The organism is Rhodopseudomonas palustris, from assembly GCF_003226555.1.
GTDB classification, from domain to species: Bacteria; Pseudomonadota; Alphaproteobacteria; order Rhizobiales; family Xanthobacteraceae; genus Rhodopseudomonas; species Rhodopseudomonas palustris_I.
This window is the reverse complement of record NZ_QKQS01000033.1, coordinates 64,166-79,942: the sequence shown is the minus strand read 5'-3', so window position 1 is coordinate 79,942 and position 15,777 is coordinate 64,166. Positions and strand designations below refer to the sequence as shown.

The following is a 15,777-nucleotide window of genomic DNA, read 5'->3' as shown; positions in this document are numbered from 1 at the left end:
TCCTCACCATGAGGGACTCGAGCAGGGCAAACTGGCGCCTGTTCGCCGTCCTCACGCCAGCGCGGTCGGGGGCTCGGAGCCGCCGCCCTGGCGGGCTTCGAGCGCGGCGATCCGGGCTTTCAGGGCTTCATTCTCTTCGCGGGTGAGGCGAACCATTTCCTTGAACGCCTCGAACTCCTCGCGCTTCACCAGATCGAGATCGCGCAGGATCTTCTCGGCCTGGCTGCGCACCACGCCGTCGATCTCGCGCTTGACGCCCTGCGCCGCGCCGGCGGCGTCGTTCATCAGGCGGCCGATCTCGTCGAAAAGCCGATTGTTGGTCTGGGTCATGGTCGAGATCTCCGTCGCGCGTCGTGCGCGGTTGCAAGCCACACGGGCATTGGCGGTGACAATGGCGATGGAACGGGCTTCCTTCAAGACCGCGAGGCCGCGGCCCGAGCCGCCCCGCCCCGATTTGCCTCTCCTTGCGACGTTCGCACCCACGTCGCAAGGTCGATTTAAGCATCAGTCGACAGGTCCGGCGGCGCAGATCGCGGCAATTGGCGCTGTACCGTTGCGGGCTTTGGAGCTAAGCCAAACGAACAATGCCATTCTTCGCCGTTGCCTTTCCCGTGTTCGATCCGGTGGCCGTCGCGATCGGTCCGTTCGCGATCCGCTGGTACGCGCTGGCCTATATCGCCGGCATCGTCATCGGCTGGCTGTATGCCCGGATGCTGCTGCAACGCCAGCGGCTGTGGGGCGGCCCGTCGCCGATCTCGCTTCAAGCGTTCGACGATTTCATCCTCTGGATCACCATCGGCATCATCCTCGGCGGCCGCACCGGCTACGTGCTGTTCTACAATCTCGACTTCTTCATCCGGCATCCGGCGGAGATCTTCGAATTGTGGAAGGGCGGGATGTCGTTCCACGGCGGCTTCATGGGCTGCGTGCTGGCGGTCGTGCTGTTCGGCTGGAAGCGCAAGGTCCCGATCCTGTCGCTCGGCGACATCACCTGCGCGGTCGGCCCGATCGGGCTGTTCCTCGGCCGCATCGCCAACTTCATCAACGGCGAATTGTGGGGCCGGCCGGCCGACGCCTCGGTGCCGTGGGCGATGGTGTTTCCCCACGCCGGACCGCTGCCGCGGCATCCGAGCCAGCTCTATGAAGCCGGCCTCGAAGGCATCGCGCTGTTCGTGATCCTGGCGCTGATGATCCGCGCCGGTGCGTTGAAGCGGCCGGGCCTGATCATCGGCGCGTTCCTCACCTTCTACGGCCTCGCCCGCATTACCGGCGAATTCTTCCGCGAACCCGATCCGCAGCTCGGCTTCCTGTGGGGCGGGCTGACGATGGGGATGCTGCTGTCGGTGCCGATGGTGATCGTCGGCATCGGGGTGATGATCACGACCTGGCGCCGCGGACAAGCGGCCCAACCTGCGGCCGCAGCCCATCCGAGCGAGTCCGCCTCATGATCGACCAGACCGCGCTCGCCACCGAGATCAAGCGGCTGATCAAGGCCGCCGGCCCGATGCCGGTGTGGCGCTACATGGAATTGTGTCTCGGCCACCCCGAGCACGGCTACTACGTCACCCGCGATCCGCTGGGGCGCGAGGGCGACTTCACCACCTCGCCCGAGATCAGCCAGATGTTCGGCGAACTGCTCGGGCTGTGGTCGGCCTCGGTGTGGAAGGCTGCCGACGAACCGCAAGCGCTGCGGCTGATCGAGATCGGCCCCGGCCGCGGCACCATGATGGCCGACGCGCTGCGGGCGCTGCGGGTGCTGCCGATCCTGTACCAGTCGCTCAGCGTGCATCTGGTCGAGATCAACCCGGTGCTGCGCCAGAAGCAGGAAACCACGCTCGCCGGCATCCGCAACATCCATTGGCACGACAGTTTCGACGACGTGCCGGAAGGTCCCGCCGTCATTCTCGCCAACGAGTATTTCGACGTGCTGCCGATCCATCAGGCGATCAAGCGCGAGACCGGCTGGCACGAGCGGGTGATCGAGATCGGCGAGGCAGGTGACCTGATGTTCGGCGTCGCCGCCGACCCGATCCCGGGCTTCGAAGCGCTGCTGCCGCCACTGGTTCGGCTGGCGCCGCCCGGCGCGGTGTTCGAATGGCGGCCCGACACCGAGATTCTGAAGATCGCCAGCCGGGTGCGCGACCAGGGCGGCGCGGCGCTGATCATCGACTACGGCCATCTGCGCAGCGACGTCGGCGACACCTTCCAGGCGATCGCCAGCCACAGTTACGCCGACCCGCTGCAACATCCCGGCCGCGCCGACCTCACCGCCCATGTCGATTTCGACGCGCTCGGCCGCGCCGCCGAAAGCATCGGCGCCCGCGCCCACGGTCCGGTGACGCAAGGCGCCTTCCTCAAGCGGCTCGGCATCGAAACCCGCGCGCTGTCGCTGATGGCGAAAGCGACCGCGCAGGTGTCGGAAGACATCGCCGGCGCGCTGCAGCGGCTGACCGGCGAGGGCCGCGGTGCGATGGGCTCGATGTTCAAGGTGATCGGCGTGTCCGATCCGAAGATCGAGACGCTGGTCGCACTCAGCGACGACACCGACCGCGCCGTCGAACGCCGGCAAGGGACCAACGGATGATCATCACCTCGCCGCTGCTCGGGGCCGCGCCGGGCCTGCGCCATGCGTTCTTCACCCGCGAGGGCGGCGTGTCCGAGGGCATCTATGCCGGGCTGAACGCCGGCGTCGGCTCGAGCGACGACCCCGCCAAGGTCGCCGAAAACCGGCGGCGGATGGCAGAGGCGCTCGGCGTCACGCCGGAGCGTTTCCTCACCGTCCATCAGGTGCACTCGCCGGACGTCGCGGTGGCCGAGACGCCGTGGGATCCGGCAAACCGGCCGAAGGCCGACGCCATCGTCACCCGCACGCCGGGCCTCGCGATCGGCGCCTCTGCGGCCGATTGCGGTCCGATCCTGCTTGCCGATCCGGCCGCGCGGGTGATCGGCGCCGCCCATGCCGGCTGGAAAGGCGCGCTGGCTGGCGTACTGGAATCCACGCTTCAAGCGATGGAGCGGCTCGGCGCAGACCGCAGCCGCGTGATCGCGGCGATCGGCCCGCTGATCCGGCAACCGTCCTACGAGGTCGGCGACGAGTTCGTCGCTCGCTTCACTGAAGCCGATCCGGCCTACGCGGCCTTCTTCGCCGAAGCCGGCCGACCGGGTCACGCGCAGTTCGACCTCGGCGGCTTCATCCGGATGCGGCTGGAAACCGCCGGCGTCGGCATGATCGACGATCTCGGCCTCGACACCTATCCGGACGAGCGGTTCTTCTCCTACCGGCGCACCACCCACCGTGGCGAGCCCGATTACGGCCGCCACGTCCACGCGATCGTTCTGGAGTAAGGCCACGAGGACAAAGGTAAACGTGGATTAACCACGTTGGTTTACGGATCGGGCCGGGCCAATAGCGACAATTCGCTGAAACCTTTAGAGAAATTGTTGCGCGGCGGCGGCAAAAGGTTAACCGGGCGAGCGCCGCACCCTAGACCTTAATGCATTTTAACGATATCGCTTCGTCCGTTCGGCGGCCGCTGTGCCGCGTCTTCGACGGGACCCAGCATGTCGGCTCGCCTGCCCCGCCAGATTGCCTCGCGCGCGACGCGCACCGCTCTCCTGCTCACATTGCTGACCGGCCTCGCCGGCTGTGTCACCGAAGGCGGCCCCGGCGCCGGCCCGATGGCTTCGGCAGGCGGCAGCGGCGTCGCATTCGAATCGATCGACGGCCCGCCGCCGCAGGTGTTCGACCGCATGGTCGCGGTGCTCGACAGCGAATCCAAGCTGCGCCGCATCCCGGTGGTGTCCCGCGAAGGCGGCGCGGCCTATCGGGTCCGCAGCTATCTGTCGGCGCAGGTCCGCGGCAACCGTACCAACATCGCCTGGGTCTGGGACGTCTACGACCGCAACCAGCAGCGCGCACTGCGGCTGTCCGGCGAGGAACCGGCCGGCAATGGCCGCGACGCGTGGGCCCAGGCCGACGACGTCGTACTACGCCGGATCGCCCAGGCCGGCTTCACCGGGCTCAGCGGCTTGGTGAACGGCGGGTTACCAGCCGAGCCTGCCGCACCATCGGCGCCGGCTTCGAGTGGCCCGGCGATCGCAAGCGCCGAGCCGGCCCCAGCGACGAGCAGCGATGCGCCTTCTGCAGCCCTGAGTTTCGCTGCGCGCTGATTGCCGCAATCGCACGCGACATAGGTCGAATCCGCACCGGAAAACCGTCACGATGGGTTGCCATCGCTGGCGGGCGACTGATATCACCTCGCTCGCAAAAGTGTCCGATTTCGCGAGTCAACCGATATGCTGAACGTAGTATCCACCGCGCCGAGGGGGGACGCGTCGATGTCGGGCAAGAACGGATCGGTCAAACTGGTCGCCGGCAATTCCAATCCGGCTCTGGCGCGCGACATCGCCGAATGGCTGAAGATGCCGCTGACCAAAGCGAGCGTCCGCCGTTTCGCCGACAACGAAGTCTTCGTCGAGATCCAGGAAAACGTCCGCGGTTCGGACGTCTTCATCATCCAGTCGACGTCGTTTCCGGCCAACGACCACCTGATGGAACTCTTGATCATCACCGACGCGCTGCGCCGAGCTTCGGCGCGCCGCATCACCGCGGTGATCCCGTATTTCGGCTATGCCCGGCAGGACCGCAAAGTCGGCTCGCGCTCGCCGATCTCGGCCAAGCTGGTCGCCAACCTGATCACCCACGCCGGTGTCGACCGGGTGATGACGCTGGACCTGCACGCCGGCCAGATTCAGGGCTTCTTCGACATCCCGACCGACAACCTCTACGCCTCGCCGGTGATGGTGCGCGACATCAAGGAGCGCTTCGACCTGTCGAAGGTGATGGTGGTGTCGCCCGACGTCGGCGGCGTGGTCCGCGCCCGCGGCCTCGCCAAGCGCCTCAACACCCCGCTGGCGATCATCGACAAGCGCCGCGAGCGCGCCGGTGAATCCGAAGTGATGAACGTGATCGGTGAAGTCGAAGGCTACACCTGCATTCTGCTCGACGACATCGTCGACTCCGGCGGCACGCTGGTGAACGCCGCCGAAGCGCTGATCGCCAACGGCGCCACCGACGTCTACGCCTACATCACTCACGGCGTGCTGTCCGGCGGCGCCTGCGCCCGCATCACCAACTCCAAGCTCAAGGAGCTGGTAATCACCGACTCGATCCAGCCGACCGAGGCGGTGTGCAACGCGCCGAACATCCGCACGCTGTCGATCGCCACCCTGATCGGCGAAGCGATCGGCCGCACCGCTGCGGAAGAGTCGGTGTCGAGCCTGTTCGACTGAGGATTTGCCAACCTTATTGGCGGCCTTCTCGCTCAAGCGATTGGAAGCTTTGGAGCGTAAAGGCGAGTATTAGGCTGATTCCCTTATTCTCAACCCCAAATTTCCGACGTGCATCAATCGCATTGTCTAGATTGTGCCAATCCCTCGTGAGTTCCTTCCAATCTTCAGACTCAATAATACTAAAATCCAGATCTGAGAACTTGCTCTGCAGGAAAGATGCAATCGTCTGATTGCGCGCATGCTGTCTCACTTCGCCAATGGCAAGGTTATCGTGCTTTCCACTATCCAAGGCAGCAATAAACTCCCAAAGTAGAAACTTATACTTCGCTGCAGTCATCATGAAAATTCTCCCTTGAGAACATTGAAACAAAAAGTCGAGATAACACTCTTCGCATTTTCATAGTCTACACGATCCCCGCCGCCACCTGCCCGCGGAGCCTTTCGAGGCTCAGCAAGGTGTCGGCGCAGGCGTGGGCGACGTCGGCGCCCTTGGTGGCGAAATGCTGACGGAAGCGATCGGTGTCGGCATCGCCGCGCTCGAAGCTCTGCGGCGTCGCCACCGCGGAAAACACCGGCACCTCGGTCTTCAGCTGCACGTCCATCAGCGCCTGGATCACCGTCTGGGCGACGAAGCCGGTGAGGCCGTCGTCGACCACGAGGCCGGCAGCGACGATCGCGGTGTAGCGCCGGGTCTTCGCCAGCATCTGCACGTGCAGCGGAATTTCGAACGAACCCGGCACTTCGAACAGATCGACCTGGGAGGCGACGATGCCGCGCGCGACGATCTCGCGCACGAACGAGTCCCAGCAGCCGGCGACCACATCGTGATGCCACGACGACTGCACGAAGGCGACGCGCTGCGGCTTGGCAAAGCGCGGATACGACCGCTCGGCCGGCGGCGCAGTCTCGGCGGTATCGGTGACGGTGTCGTTCATCGGCGGTCTCACTCGGCTGTAATCTGAATGTCGGCCCAGGCTACCAGTGGGCGGGCACGAATCAAAGGTTGCCCCCGCGCCGAAAGACTCGCATGGAGCGAATTCCGCGCCCCGGACTCGGCTTGCGCGAATCCGATTCCGTTTTGTTCTCGCGATGCTCGTTCCGCTGTGGACGGGTTACTCTTTGGTTGTGGAATTGGCAAAGCGCGGGATTGCACGGATTCCGCAAATCACATCATTTCATCCCTGCAACCTCGGTTCGTCCGGACTAATCCTTCCGACGCGAGCACAGGTACAGGCGCGTACCCGGCCTGCCTCATGCGTATCAGCATATTCCAACGTAAGGTCGAGACGGCATGCCCTTGCTCGAAGGCATCATCGATTCCCGAAATAATCCGCTGGCGGTGGTCGAAGACATCGCTGCGTCGAACGACCTCGCCTTCGAGCGCTCCGGCGAGGATGAAATCACCATCGTCGCCAAGGGCCAGTGGACCGATTACACGCTGTCGTTCACCTGGATGCACGAGATCGAAGCGCTGCATCTGGCCTGCGCCTTCGACATGAAGGTGCCGTCGGCGCGCCGCACCGAAACGCTGCGGCTGATCGCAGCGATCAACGAACAGCTCTGGGTCGGACATTTCGACGTGTGGAATCACACCGGCACCGTGATGTACCGCCAGGCGCTGGTGCTGCCGGGTGGCCTCGCCGCAACCGAAGCACAGTGCGAGACCATGCTGATCAGCGCCATCCACGCCTGCGAACGCTATTATCCGGCGATCCAGTTCACGGTGTGGGCCGGCAAGACCGCCGCCGAAGCGATGAGCGCGGCGATGTTCGACACCGAAGGCGAGGCGTGAGCCGAGCGCCGCGCATTGTCGTTCGCGACGATGCGTCCGAGCAGGACCGCGCCGCGATCCTGCGCGCGCTGATCGCGCATAATGAGCAGGCCGGCGGACCGTCCGGCTTTCAGCAAGTCTGCTTAGTCGTCGAAGATCCGGATACCGGCGAGACTATCGGCGGCCTGTGGGGCCGGATCGTCTACGATTGGCTGTTCGTCGAACTGCTCGCCGTTCCGGACACGTCGCGCCGCAGCGGGCTCGGCACCGAGCTGCTGAGCCGCGCCGAGCAGATCGCCAAGGCACGCGGCTGCGCCGGTGTATGGCTCGATACCTATCAGTTTCAGGCGCCGGACTTCTATCGCAAGCACGGCTATCAAGAGTTCGGCCGCATCGCCGACCATCCGCGCGGATCACAGCGCCTGTTCTTCCTGAAGACGCTCTGATCTCTGCGCGCGGCGCACAGCGCACGGCGCTTGTGACCCCTTCGAGCATCCCATAAAACCCAGCCAGAACGCGCCGCCGTCGCGGCGCAGATGGATGCTCGCGATGACCAGCTCTGCTCAATCTCCCCTGCAAAAACTCGGCGGCACCGTGGTGCTGGCCGGCGCCGGCAAGATGGGCGGCGCGCTGCTCACCGGCTGGCTGGCGCAGGGGCTCGACGGCGGCGACGTCGTAGTGATCGAGCCGCATCCGACCGACGAGATCGCGGCGCTGAGCACGCGCGGCGTCCGCCTCAATGCCTCCGCTGCCGATGTCGGCGCGGTGTCGACGCTGGTGGTCGCGGTGAAGCCGCAGATGTTCGGCGAAGCCGCCGCGGCGCTGCGCGGCTATGTCGGGCCGTCGACCCTGGTGGTGTCGATCATGGCCGGCAAGCCGATCGCAGCACTGTCCGACCAACTCGGCGGACACGTCGTCCGGGCAATGCCGAACACCCCGGCCGCGATCGGCCGCGGCATCACCGTCGCGGTGGCGGCCTCTAACGTCACCTCCGCGCAGCGCGGCATCGCCGATGCGCTGCTGCGCGCCACCGGCGGCGTCGAATGGGTCGACGACGAAGCCCTGATTGATGCCGTCACCGCGGTGTCCGGTTCGGGCCCGGCTTACGTGTTCCTGCTCGCCGAAGAACTCGCCCGTGCCGGCGTCGAAGCCGGCTTGCCCGAAGGCCTCGCCATGACGCTCGCCCGCGCCACCGTCGCCGGCTCCGGCGAACTACTGCACCGCTCCGACCTCGACGCCGCCACGCTGCGCAAGAACGTCACCTCCCCCGGTGGCACCACCGCCGCCGCGCTGGAGGTGCTGATGGCGGAGGATGGATTGAAGCCGCTGATGATCAAGGCCGTGGCGGCGGCGACGCGGCGTTCGCGGGAATTGGCGAAGTAAGCAACGCTACGAAGCGTCATCCGCGGGCTTGACCCGCGGATCCATCACGCGCGAAAGCGCGCGCCCAGATGCAGCAGCATTCCGCGAAGAGGATGGATCGCCGGGTCGAGCCCGGCGATGACGCTACCTCGAATAAGACCCGTCATCGCCCGGCTCGTCCGGGCGACCCAGTATTCCAGAGCGCTCGGTTCAAGTCATCGGCGCTCTGGAATACTGGGCCACCCGCATGCGCGGGTGATGACGGTTGAGGATAGGAAGACGCCGACGAACGACACGAATAGAACTACACCGGCACCCGCACGATCGCGCGCAGGCCGCCCATCGGGCTGTCGCCCAGCGTAATGTCGCCGCCGTGGGTGCGGGCGATGTCGCGGGCGATCGCGAGACCGAGACCGGTACCGCCTTCGTCCTGATTGCGGGCGTCGTCGAGCCGCAGGAACGGCTTGAACACCTCCTCGCGCATCGCCGTAGGAATGCCGGGACCGTCGTCGTCGATCGTCACCGTCAGATAGCGGTGATCGCGCTGCCCCGTGATGGCGATGGTGTGGGCGTGGCGGGCGGCGTTGGACACCAGATTGGCAAGGCAGCGCTTGAACGAGGCCGGCTTCACCGTGACCACCGGCTGGCCGGTGAAGGCGACGCTGACGACGTGGCCGTGGCGCTCGGCATCGGAGCGCAGCTCCTCCAGCGCCGCCACCATGTCGGTCGGCTGGGCCTGCTCGCCGCTGTCACCGCGCGCGAACGCCAGATACGCCTCCAGCATCGCCGACATCTCGTCGACGTCTTTACGCATACCCTCGGTCTCGGGCGCTTCGCCGATCAGCTCGAGCTCCAGTTTGAACCGGGTCAGGATGGTGCGCAGATCGTGGCTGACGCCGGCCAGCATCGCGGTGCGCTGTTCGATCGAGCGCTCGACGCGGGCCTTCATCTCGATAAACGCATAGGCGGCGCGCCGCACCTCGCGGGCGCCGCGCGGCCGGAAGTTCGGCGCGTCGCGGCCCTTGCCGAAACTCTCTGCGGCATCGGCAAGGCGCAAGATCGGACGGATCTGATTGCGCAAAAACAGCACCGCGACGATCAGCAGCACCGTCGAGGTGCCGACCATCCATAAGAGGAAGATCTCCGAGTTCGACGCATAAGCGGCGCTGCGCAGCGCGAACACCCGCATCACCGCATCGTCGAGCTGGATCCGGATCTCGACCAGATTGGATCGGCCGACGGTGTCGATCCAGAACGGCCGCGCGATCTGCTTGCTGATCTGCTTGCTGATCGACTGGTCGAGCAGCGAGAAGAACGGCTTCGGACCGGGCGGCGGCATCTCGCCGGGGCCGAGGAAATCCACCACCAAGCCGAGCCGGCTCTGCGCGATCCGGCGCAGCACCGCCTTGTCCTTGTCCTGGGGGTAGCTCTTGTAGACGTCGATCAGCGCCGCAATGTCCTGCACCACCGCCGCCGACAGTCGCTGCGTCACCGTGTTCCAGTGCCGTTCCATGAACACGAAGGCGATCACCGACTGCAGCAGCACCATCGGCACGATGATGATGAGCAGCGCGCGGGCATACAGCCCCTTCGGCATGAAGTCGTTGAAGCGCTGGCCCAAGTAACCATTGACCGCCGACACCCGCCGGCTCGCGGTTCGGATCAGCGTCAGCCCGGTGTCGAGCGTGCTCATCACGCGGGTCGCCCGATTGCGCGCGCAACGCCGATTTCGGCGTCAATGCTGAAAGCAAGGCACTCGCCCCAAGCACGGCGAGCCCCCTCTCCCCGCCCTTGCGGGGAGAGGGCTGGGGTGAGGGGCTGCGGAGCATCCGCGGTTGCAGATGCTTGCAACCAAAGCCGTGCCATGCCCCTCACCCGGCGCGCGAACGCGCGCCGACCTCTCCCCGCGCAGGGCGGGGAGAGGTTGCGTCGTGCATGGTGCAAGGCCGTGCGCATGATCGGAGGCCAAGCCTACGGCGCCGCTACCAGGCGATAGCCGATGCCGCGGACGGCTTGCAGGAACAGCGGGTTGGCGGGGTCGCGCTCGATCTTGCGGCGGAGGCGGTTGATCTGGACGTCGACGGCGCGTTCGTTGGCGTTGCCGGCGCCGCTGAGATCGCCGCGCGGCACGGTCTCGCCGGGCGCCGCCGCCAGCATCCGCAACATGTCGCGCTCGCGGTCGGTGAGATGCACGATCTCCTCGCCCTGGCGCAGTTCGCCGCGCTCGATGTGAAACACATACGGCCCGAACGCCACCGTCTCGGCCTTGGCGGCCGGGGCCGGTGCGGTGCGCTTGAGGATGTTACCGATCCGCAGCAGCAATTCGCGCGGCTCGAACGGCTTGGCGACATAGTCGTCAGCGCCGATCTGCAGCCCCTCGATCCGGCTCTCGGCCTCGTGCCGCGCGGTGAGCATCACGATCGGCACGTCGGAGGTCTGGCGGATCGAGCGGGCGAGATCGAAGCCGGTTTCGCCTGGCATCATCACGTCGAGGATCAAGAGATCGAAGTCCAGCCCCGCCAGCTTGGCGCGGGCGTCGCGCACACTCTGCGCGGTGGTGACGCGATAGCCCTCGGAAGCGAGAAACCGCGACAGCAGGTCACGAATACGGCGATCGTCGTCGACCAGCAGGAGATGCGGCGCATCGTCGGCGGGCCGGACCGGTTTCTTCGCCAGTGTTGCGAGCTGGATCACGTCACGTCCTTTGCGCTGGCGCCGTGCAGAATGGTCTGGAGCACCTTGTCCGGATCGTCCCGATCGATCATGGCGCGGAGGAATTTTCCGACCGCCTCGGCGCCGGCGGGCGGAAGATCGCGCAGCGCGCGGTCGATCCGCTCGGTCTGCAGCCGGGCCAGTTTCTCCACCAGCGCCTCGCCCTTAGCGGTGGCGAAAAGAAGGCGCTGGCGGCGGTCGCTGTCGCCGGCCTTCTGCACGATATAGCCCTCGTCCAGGAGCTGCTTCAGCACCCGGCTGAGCGACTGCTTGGTGATCCGCAGCACGTCGAGCAGATCGGCCACCGTCAACCCGGGATAACGGCAGACGAAATGCACCACGCGGTGATGGGCCCGGCCGAAGCCGAACGCCTCCAGCACATGGTCCGCATCGCCGACGAAGTCGCGGTAGGCGAAGAACAGCAGCTCGACGATGTCCCAGCGCGGCGGATGCGGGTCCGCGACGGACCTTGACTCCGCCGGGGCATCGCCCGACGGCCGGGTCATCTCGTTGAAATTTATGTCAGCCATGTTGACATATCAGGTCTTTATGTTACAAAACCGCCGACCAAGACGAAATATTCGACTATTCCGCTTGCGACCCGTGCCCGCGCAGTCCGATAAAGGAAGCTGCCCGGCGGCCTGCATGCGATGGTCGGACGGCTCGGCCGAAACATTAGCGGAGTTCGGCAATTCCGCCAAAAACATCTCCCGGCGACCGCCGGGACCGATAACCACCTTCTGCGGCCGGCTTTCGTAGCCGGATCCGCGACAACCACGGCCACCCGCAGGCGCGCCGGTCCAGGAGAAGATCGATGGGAGTTTCGTTCGACAAGATCGACGGCTCGCTCTGGCTGAACTTCGACATCCAGCCCTCGGCGAACCCGACGCCCGACAAGGAACGCGACGCGAAGCTTGAAAACCTCGGCTTCGGCCGGGTCTTCACCGACCACATGGCGATTGTCCGCTATGACCAGGCGCACGGCTGGCACGGCGCCCGTATCGAGGCGCGTTCGAACTTCCCGCTCGATCCGGCGCACGCCGTGCTGCACTACGCGCAGGAGATCTTCGAAGGCCTCAAGGCCTACAAGCGCGACGACGGCGGCGTGAACCTGTTCCGCCCCGACGCCAATGCGCGCCGTTTCCGCGACAGCGCCGACCGCATGGCGATGGCACAGCTTCCCGAGCAGGTGTTCATCGAGGCGATCGAGCAGCTGGTGAAGATCGACCGCAACTGGATCCCGGGCGGCGAAGGCAGCCTGTATCTGCGGCCGTTCATGATCGCCAGCGAAGTGTTCCTCGGCGTCAAGCCATCGTCGGAGTACATCTTCTCGGTGATCGCCTCGCCGGTCGGCTCGTACTTCAAGGGCGGCCCCGCCCCGGTGTCGATCTGGGTGTCGGAGAACTACACCCGCGCGGCGGTCGGCGGCACCGGCGGCGTCAAATGCGGCGGCAACTACGCGGCGTCTTTGCGCGCCCAGGCCGAGGCGATCGAACGCGGCTGCGACCAGGTGGTGTTCCTCGATGCGCTGGAGCGCCGCTACGTCGAAGAGCTCGGCGGCATGAACGTGTTCTTCGTGTTCGACGACGGCTCGCTGTCGACGCCGCCGCTCGGCACCATCCTCCCCGGCATCACCCGCGACTCGATCATCGCGCTGGCCCGCGAGGCCGGCCGCACGGTGCGCGAGGAGGCTTACACCATCGATCAGTGGCGCGCCGATGCGGCCAGCGGCAAGCTGAAGGAAGCGTTCGCCTGCGGCACCGCCGCGGTGATCTCGCCGATTGGCAAGGTGTGCTCGAACCACGGCGACTTCACCATCAATGGTGGCCAGGCCGGCGAGGTGGCGATGGGCCTGCGCAAGCAGCTGGTCGACATCCAATACGGCCGCGCGCCGGACAACCATGGCTGGATCAAGAAGGTGTTCTGAGACAGCTCACCACGGGCACGGCCGCTCCCTCGCCCCGCTCTTGCGGGGAGAGGGTTGGGGTGAGGGGCGACACTGGCACAGAGTTTCGACCGTGCGGAGACGCCCCCTCACCCGGATCGCATCTACGATGCGATCCGACCTCTCCCCGCGCGCGGGGAGAGGTGACGATCGCTCGGTAGCGCAGCGATAACAACTACCTCCGCCCGAACAGCTTCTCGATATCGGTCAGCGTCAGTTCGACGTAGGTCGGGCGGCCGTGGTTGCATTGGCCGGAGTTCGGTGTGGCTTCCATTTCGCGTAAGAGCGCATTCATCTCTTCCGGCTTGAGCACGCGCCCGGCCCGCACCGAGCCGTGGCAGGCCATGGTGGCGGCGACGTGCATCAGGCGGCGCTCCAGCGGCAGCGCTTCGTCCCACTCGGCCATGTGTTCGGCGAGATCGCGCAGCAGGCCGCCGGCATCGGTCTTACCCAGCAGCGACGGCGTCTCGCGCACAGCCACCGCGCCGGGACCGAAGCTCTCGATCACCAGGCCGAACTGCGCCAGCTCCTCGGCGCGCGCGACCAGACGCTCCACCGTCGCCTCGTCCATCTCGACGATGTCCGGGATCAGCAGGATCTGGCGCTGCACGCCGTTGGCTGCGAGCGACGCCTTCAGCCGCTCATAGACGATGCGCTCGTGCGCGGCGTGCTGATCGATGACGATCAAGCCATCGCGGGTCTGCGACACGATGTAGGTCTCGTGGATCTGAGTGCGCGCCGCGCCGAGCGGCCGGTCGAGCAGATCCGGCGTGATCTCGGCCGGACGAATGTCGGCGCTCGGCGCACCGACATCGAACGCCGCCTGCGCGCGCTCGGCGAACGACGGCGCGGCGCTGCCGCCGACCGGGTAGGACGGCGAAGCTCGCCAATCCCAGTTCGCCGGCGGCATCGACGCCGGCCGAAATGTCGAGATCACGCTGCCGGCGCTGTTGGCCGCGGTGCGGCGGCCCTCGCGCGCCAAGCCTTCTTTCAGCGCGTGCACGATCAGCGCGCGGACCAGGCCGGCATTGCGGAAGCGCACCTCGGTCTTGGCCGGATGGACGTTGGCGTCGACCTCGCGGCTATCCAACGTGACGAACAGCGCCACCACCGGATGGCGGTCGCGCGGCAAGTAGTCCGAATAGGCCGCGCGCACCGCGCCGATGATCAGCTTGTCGCGCACCGGGCGGCCGTTGACGAACAGATACTGCCCGAGCGCATTGGCCTTGGTCAGCGACGGCGCCGCCGCAAAGCCTTCGACCACCACGCCCTCGCGCTCGGCTCGGACCTCGATCGCGTTGGCGCGAAACTCCGCGCCAAGGATGTCGCCGAGCCGGATCAATTGCCCGGGCGCGCCGGGCAGCGCCGCCGCCCAGGTCACCGGGGCGCGCTCTTCGCCGGCGAGCGTGAACGCGACGTCCGGCCGCGCCATCGCGAGGCGTCGCACCACTTCGCGGATCGCCTCGGCCTCGGTGCGGTCGGTCTTGAGAAACTTCAGCCGCGCCGGCGTCGCAAAGAACAGATCGGCGACTTCGACACGGGTGCCTTGGGTCAACGCCGCCGGCGCGATCGGAGTCTTGTCGCCGCCCTCCACCCGCATCGCCCAGGCGTGCGGCTCGCTGGCGTGGCGCGTGGTGATCGACAGCTTCGCCACCGCACCGATCGACGGCAGCGCCTCGCCGCGAAACCCGAGGGTGCGGATCGCCAGCAGGTCCTCATCGTCGAGCTTCGAGGTCGCATGGCGATCGACCGCGAGTGCCAGGTCGGCCGCAGTCATACCGGAGCCGTCGTCGGCGATCACGATCTTCCGCCGGCCGCCGCCGTCCGAGAAGATGTCGATCCGGCTGGCCCCGGCGTCGATCGCGTTCTCGACCAGCTCCTTCACCACGCTCGCTGGCCGCTCCACCACCTCGCCGGCAGCGATGCGGTTGACGATGGTTTCGGGGAGCTGACGAACGGGCATGGGGGCGACTCTGTGTGCGGCAGTGAAGTTTAAGCGACGCCGATGCTCAAGGCGATGCGGCTGCAAAAGAACTCTCTTCACCCTCCCCTGGAGGGGGAGGGTCGGCACGCGGTCCGCGAAGCGGAGTGCGTGACGGGGTGGGGTGAGCCGCGAGCACGGCGGATGAACTCTTCGCCACCCCACCCCGCTCGCTAAAGCGAGCGACCCTCCCCCTCCAGGGGAGGGTGAAGGGGCTCAATCGTCGAAGCTCTTGCCGCTCCGCCCCGCCTTGATGTCGCCGCGGCGCTTCTTGCCTTCGAGGCGGCGTTTCTTGGAGCCGAGGGTCGGGCGGGTGGCGCGGCGCGGGATCGGGCGGACCAGCGAGGCTTTCAGCAACTCTTCAAGCCGCTCCAGCGCATCGGCCTTGTTGCGCTCCTGGGTGCGATAGCGATCGGCGCGAATGACGATGACGCCGTCCTTGGTCATGCGCTGGCCTGCCAGACCGATGAGGCGCGCCGCCGCGTCCTCCGGCAGCGCGATCTTATGCGTGTCGAACCGGAGCTGCGCCGCGGTGGCGAGCTTGTTGACGTTCTGCCCGCCCGGCCCGGAGGCACGGATGAAGCTGATCTCGATGTCGTCGTCCTCGATCACGAGGGTGCGGCTGATCCGCAGCATGGGGCACCAAAGCGGTTGATGCCGCGCGGACCGCACGGCGGCCCGCTGTGTAGCACGGTCGAGCCGCTTCCGCCCCCT

17 protein-coding genes are annotated in these 15,777 nt (G+C 66.6%); 9 read left to right on the top strand and 8 right to left on the bottom strand.

Features of this window, described 5'->3' with window-relative positions:
• Positions 1-51 precede the first annotated feature (51 nt).
• Positions 52-330, bottom strand: coding sequence for an accessory factor UbiK family protein (locus tag DNX69_RS23460; RefSeq protein WP_011159891.1), 279 nt, complete (start codon positions 328-330; stop codon positions 52-54).
• A 254-nt stretch (positions 331-584) separates the two neighbouring features.
• Between DNX69_RS23460 and lgt the strand changes: the two genes are divergently transcribed.
• The 5 genes from lgt (at position 585) to DNX69_RS23435 (ending at position 5,292) form a co-directional block, all read left to right on the top strand.
• Entirely contained in the window at positions 585-1,448 is an 864-nt protein-coding gene (gene lgt / locus DNX69_RS23455) for a prolipoprotein diacylglyceryl transferase (RefSeq protein ID WP_110788418.1), read from the top strand.
• Positions 1,445-2,584 carry a class I SAM-dependent methyltransferase gene (locus DNX69_RS23450; RefSeq protein ID WP_110788417.1) on the top strand — a complete coding sequence of 380 codons (1,140 nt, stop codon included), beginning with the start codon at positions 1,445-1,447 and terminating at the stop codon, positions 2,582-2,584. Before lgt ends, DNX69_RS23450 begins: the two co-directional genes overlap by 4 nt.
• Positions 2,581-3,345, top strand: coding sequence for a peptidoglycan editing factor PgeF (gene pgeF, locus DNX69_RS23445; protein WP_110788416.1), 765 nt, complete (start codon positions 2,581-2,583; stop codon positions 3,343-3,345). The genes DNX69_RS23450 and pgeF overlap by 4 nt, the downstream gene beginning before the upstream one ends.
• 216 nt (positions 3,346-3,561) lie before the next feature.
• Complete coding sequence (locus tag DNX69_RS23440) at positions 3,562-4,170, top strand: hypothetical protein (RefSeq protein ID WP_110788415.1); 609 nt, start codon at positions 3,562-3,564, stop codon at positions 4,168-4,170.
• Positions 4,171-4,338: 168 nt separating this feature from the next.
• On the top strand, positions 4,339-5,292 hold the full coding sequence (locus DNX69_RS23435) for a ribose-phosphate pyrophosphokinase (RefSeq protein ID WP_110788414.1): 954 nt from the start codon (positions 4,339-4,341) through the stop codon (positions 5,290-5,292).
• A gap of 13 nt (positions 5,293-5,305) precedes the next feature.
• On the opposite strand, the gene DNX69_RS23430 is transcribed toward DNX69_RS23435, so the two are convergent.
• Entirely contained in the window at positions 5,306-5,632 is a 327-nt protein-coding gene (locus tag DNX69_RS23430) for a hypothetical protein (protein ID WP_110788413.1), read from the bottom strand.
• 64 nt (positions 5,633-5,696) lie between these two features.
• Complete coding sequence (locus tag DNX69_RS23425) at positions 5,697-6,227, bottom strand: 6,7-dimethyl-8-ribityllumazine synthase (protein WP_110788412.1); 531 nt, start codon at positions 6,225-6,227, stop codon at positions 5,697-5,699.
• A gap of 356 nt (positions 6,228-6,583) precedes the next feature.
• On the opposite strand from DNX69_RS23425, the gene DNX69_RS23420 reads away from it, so the two are divergent.
• The 3 genes from DNX69_RS23420 to proC all read left to right on the top strand — a co-directional run bounded on the left by DNX69_RS23420 (position 6,584) and on the right by proC (position 8,446).
• Entirely contained in the window at positions 6,584-7,084 is a 501-nt protein-coding gene (locus tag DNX69_RS23420; protein WP_110788411.1) for a YbjN domain-containing protein, read from the top strand.
• Positions 7,081-7,509 carry a GNAT family N-acetyltransferase gene (locus tag DNX69_RS23415; protein ID WP_110788410.1) on the top strand — a complete coding sequence of 143 codons (429 nt, stop codon included), beginning with the start codon at positions 7,081-7,083 and terminating at the stop codon, positions 7,507-7,509. The genes DNX69_RS23420 and DNX69_RS23415 overlap by 4 nt, the downstream gene beginning before the upstream one ends.
• 94 nt (positions 7,510-7,603) lie before the next feature.
• A complete protein-coding gene (gene proC / locus DNX69_RS23410) occupies positions 7,604-8,446 on the top strand; it encodes a pyrroline-5-carboxylate reductase (protein WP_110788409.1) in 843 nt (280 codons plus the stop codon).
• A gap of 283 nt (positions 8,447-8,729) precedes the next feature.
• Here proC and DNX69_RS23405 read toward each other — a convergent pair whose 3' ends face one another.
• From DNX69_RS23405 to DNX69_RS23395, 3 genes are all read right to left on the bottom strand, one after another.
• Positions 8,730-10,118: an ATP-binding protein gene (locus tag DNX69_RS23405; RefSeq protein ID WP_110788408.1), complete on the bottom strand. Its 1,389-nt coding sequence runs from the start codon at positions 10,116-10,118 to the stop codon at positions 8,730-8,732.
• Positions 10,119-10,396: 278 nt separating this feature from the next.
• Positions 10,397-11,119 (bottom strand): response regulator, encoded by a 723-nt coding sequence (locus DNX69_RS23400; protein WP_110788407.1) that lies wholly within the window; start codon positions 11,117-11,119, stop codon positions 10,397-10,399.
• Entirely contained in the window at positions 11,116-11,667 is a 552-nt protein-coding gene (locus tag DNX69_RS23395) for a MarR family winged helix-turn-helix transcriptional regulator (RefSeq protein ID WP_110788406.1), read from the bottom strand. Before DNX69_RS23395 ends, DNX69_RS23400 begins: the two co-directional genes overlap by 4 nt.
• 284 nt (positions 11,668-11,951) lie before the next feature.
• Here DNX69_RS23395 and DNX69_RS23390 point away from each other — a divergent pair, with 284 nt between their 5' ends.
• Positions 11,952-13,064, top strand: coding sequence for a branched-chain amino acid aminotransferase (locus tag DNX69_RS23390; protein WP_110788405.1), 1,113 nt, complete (start codon positions 11,952-11,954; stop codon positions 13,062-13,064).
• Between the two features lie 193 nt (positions 13,065-13,257).
• Here DNX69_RS23390 and mutL read toward each other — a convergent pair whose 3' ends face one another.
• Both mutL and arfB read right to left on the bottom strand, forming a co-directional pair.
• Positions 13,258-15,045 carry a DNA mismatch repair endonuclease MutL gene (gene mutL / locus DNX69_RS23385; protein ID WP_110788404.1) on the bottom strand — a complete coding sequence of 596 codons (1,788 nt, stop codon included), beginning with the start codon at positions 15,043-15,045 and terminating at the stop codon, positions 13,258-13,260.
• A 234-nt stretch (positions 15,046-15,279) separates the two neighbouring features.
• Positions 15,280-15,699: an alternative ribosome rescue aminoacyl-tRNA hydrolase ArfB gene (gene arfB, locus DNX69_RS23380; RefSeq protein WP_110788403.1), complete on the bottom strand. Its 420-nt coding sequence runs from the start codon at positions 15,697-15,699 to the stop codon at positions 15,280-15,282.
• Between the last annotated feature and the right edge of the window lie 78 nt (positions 15,700-15,777).

Excerpts from the sequence above, each read along its gene's own strand:
- DNX69_RS23390 (WP_110788405.1), top strand. The coding sequence starts at position 11,952 with ATGGGAGTTTCGTTCGACAAGATCGACGGCTCGCTCTGGCTGAACTTC.
- lgt (WP_110788418.1), top strand. The coding sequence starts at position 585 with ATGCCATTCTTCGCCGTTGCCTTTCCCGTGTTCGATCCGGTGGCCGTC.
- mutL (WP_110788404.1), bottom strand. The coding sequence starts at position 15,045 with ATGCCCGTTCGTCAGCTCCCCGAAACCATCGTCAACCGCATCGCTGCC.
- DNX69_RS23405 (WP_110788408.1), bottom strand. The coding sequence starts at position 10,118 with ATGAGCACGCTCGACACCGGGCTGACGCTGATCCGAACCGCGAGCCGG.
- DNX69_RS23430 (WP_110788413.1), bottom strand. The coding sequence starts at position 5,632 with ATGATGACTGCAGCGAAGTATAAGTTTCTACTTTGGGAGTTTATTGCT.
- DNX69_RS23450 (WP_110788417.1), top strand. The coding sequence starts at position 1,445 with ATGATCGACCAGACCGCGCTCGCCACCGAGATCAAGCGGCTGATCAAG.
- DNX69_RS23440 (WP_110788415.1), top strand. The coding sequence starts at position 3,562 with ATGTCGGCTCGCCTGCCCCGCCAGATTGCCTCGCGCGCGACGCGCACC.
- DNX69_RS23395 (WP_110788406.1), bottom strand. The coding sequence starts at position 11,667 with ATGGCTGACATAAATTTCAACGAGATGACCCGGCCGTCGGGCGATGCC.
- DNX69_RS23460 (WP_011159891.1), bottom strand. The coding sequence starts at position 330 with ATGACCCAGACCAACAATCGGCTTTTCGACGAGATCGGCCGCCTGATG.
- DNX69_RS23420 (WP_110788411.1), top strand. The coding sequence starts at position 6,584 with ATGCCCTTGCTCGAAGGCATCATCGATTCCCGAAATAATCCGCTGGCG.
- proC (WP_110788409.1), top strand. The coding sequence starts at position 7,604 with ATGCTCGCGATGACCAGCTCTGCTCAATCTCCCCTGCAAAAACTCGGC.
- DNX69_RS23425 (WP_110788412.1), bottom strand. The coding sequence starts at position 6,227 with ATGAACGACACCGTCACCGATACCGCCGAGACTGCGCCGCCGGCCGAG.
- arfB (WP_110788403.1), bottom strand. The coding sequence starts at position 15,699 with ATGCTGCGGATCAGCCGCACCCTCGTGATCGAGGACGACGACATCGAG.
- DNX69_RS23435 (WP_110788414.1), top strand. The coding sequence starts at position 4,339 with ATGTCGGGCAAGAACGGATCGGTCAAACTGGTCGCCGGCAATTCCAAT.
- pgeF (WP_110788416.1), top strand. The coding sequence starts at position 2,581 with ATGATCATCACCTCGCCGCTGCTCGGGGCCGCGCCGGGCCTGCGCCAT.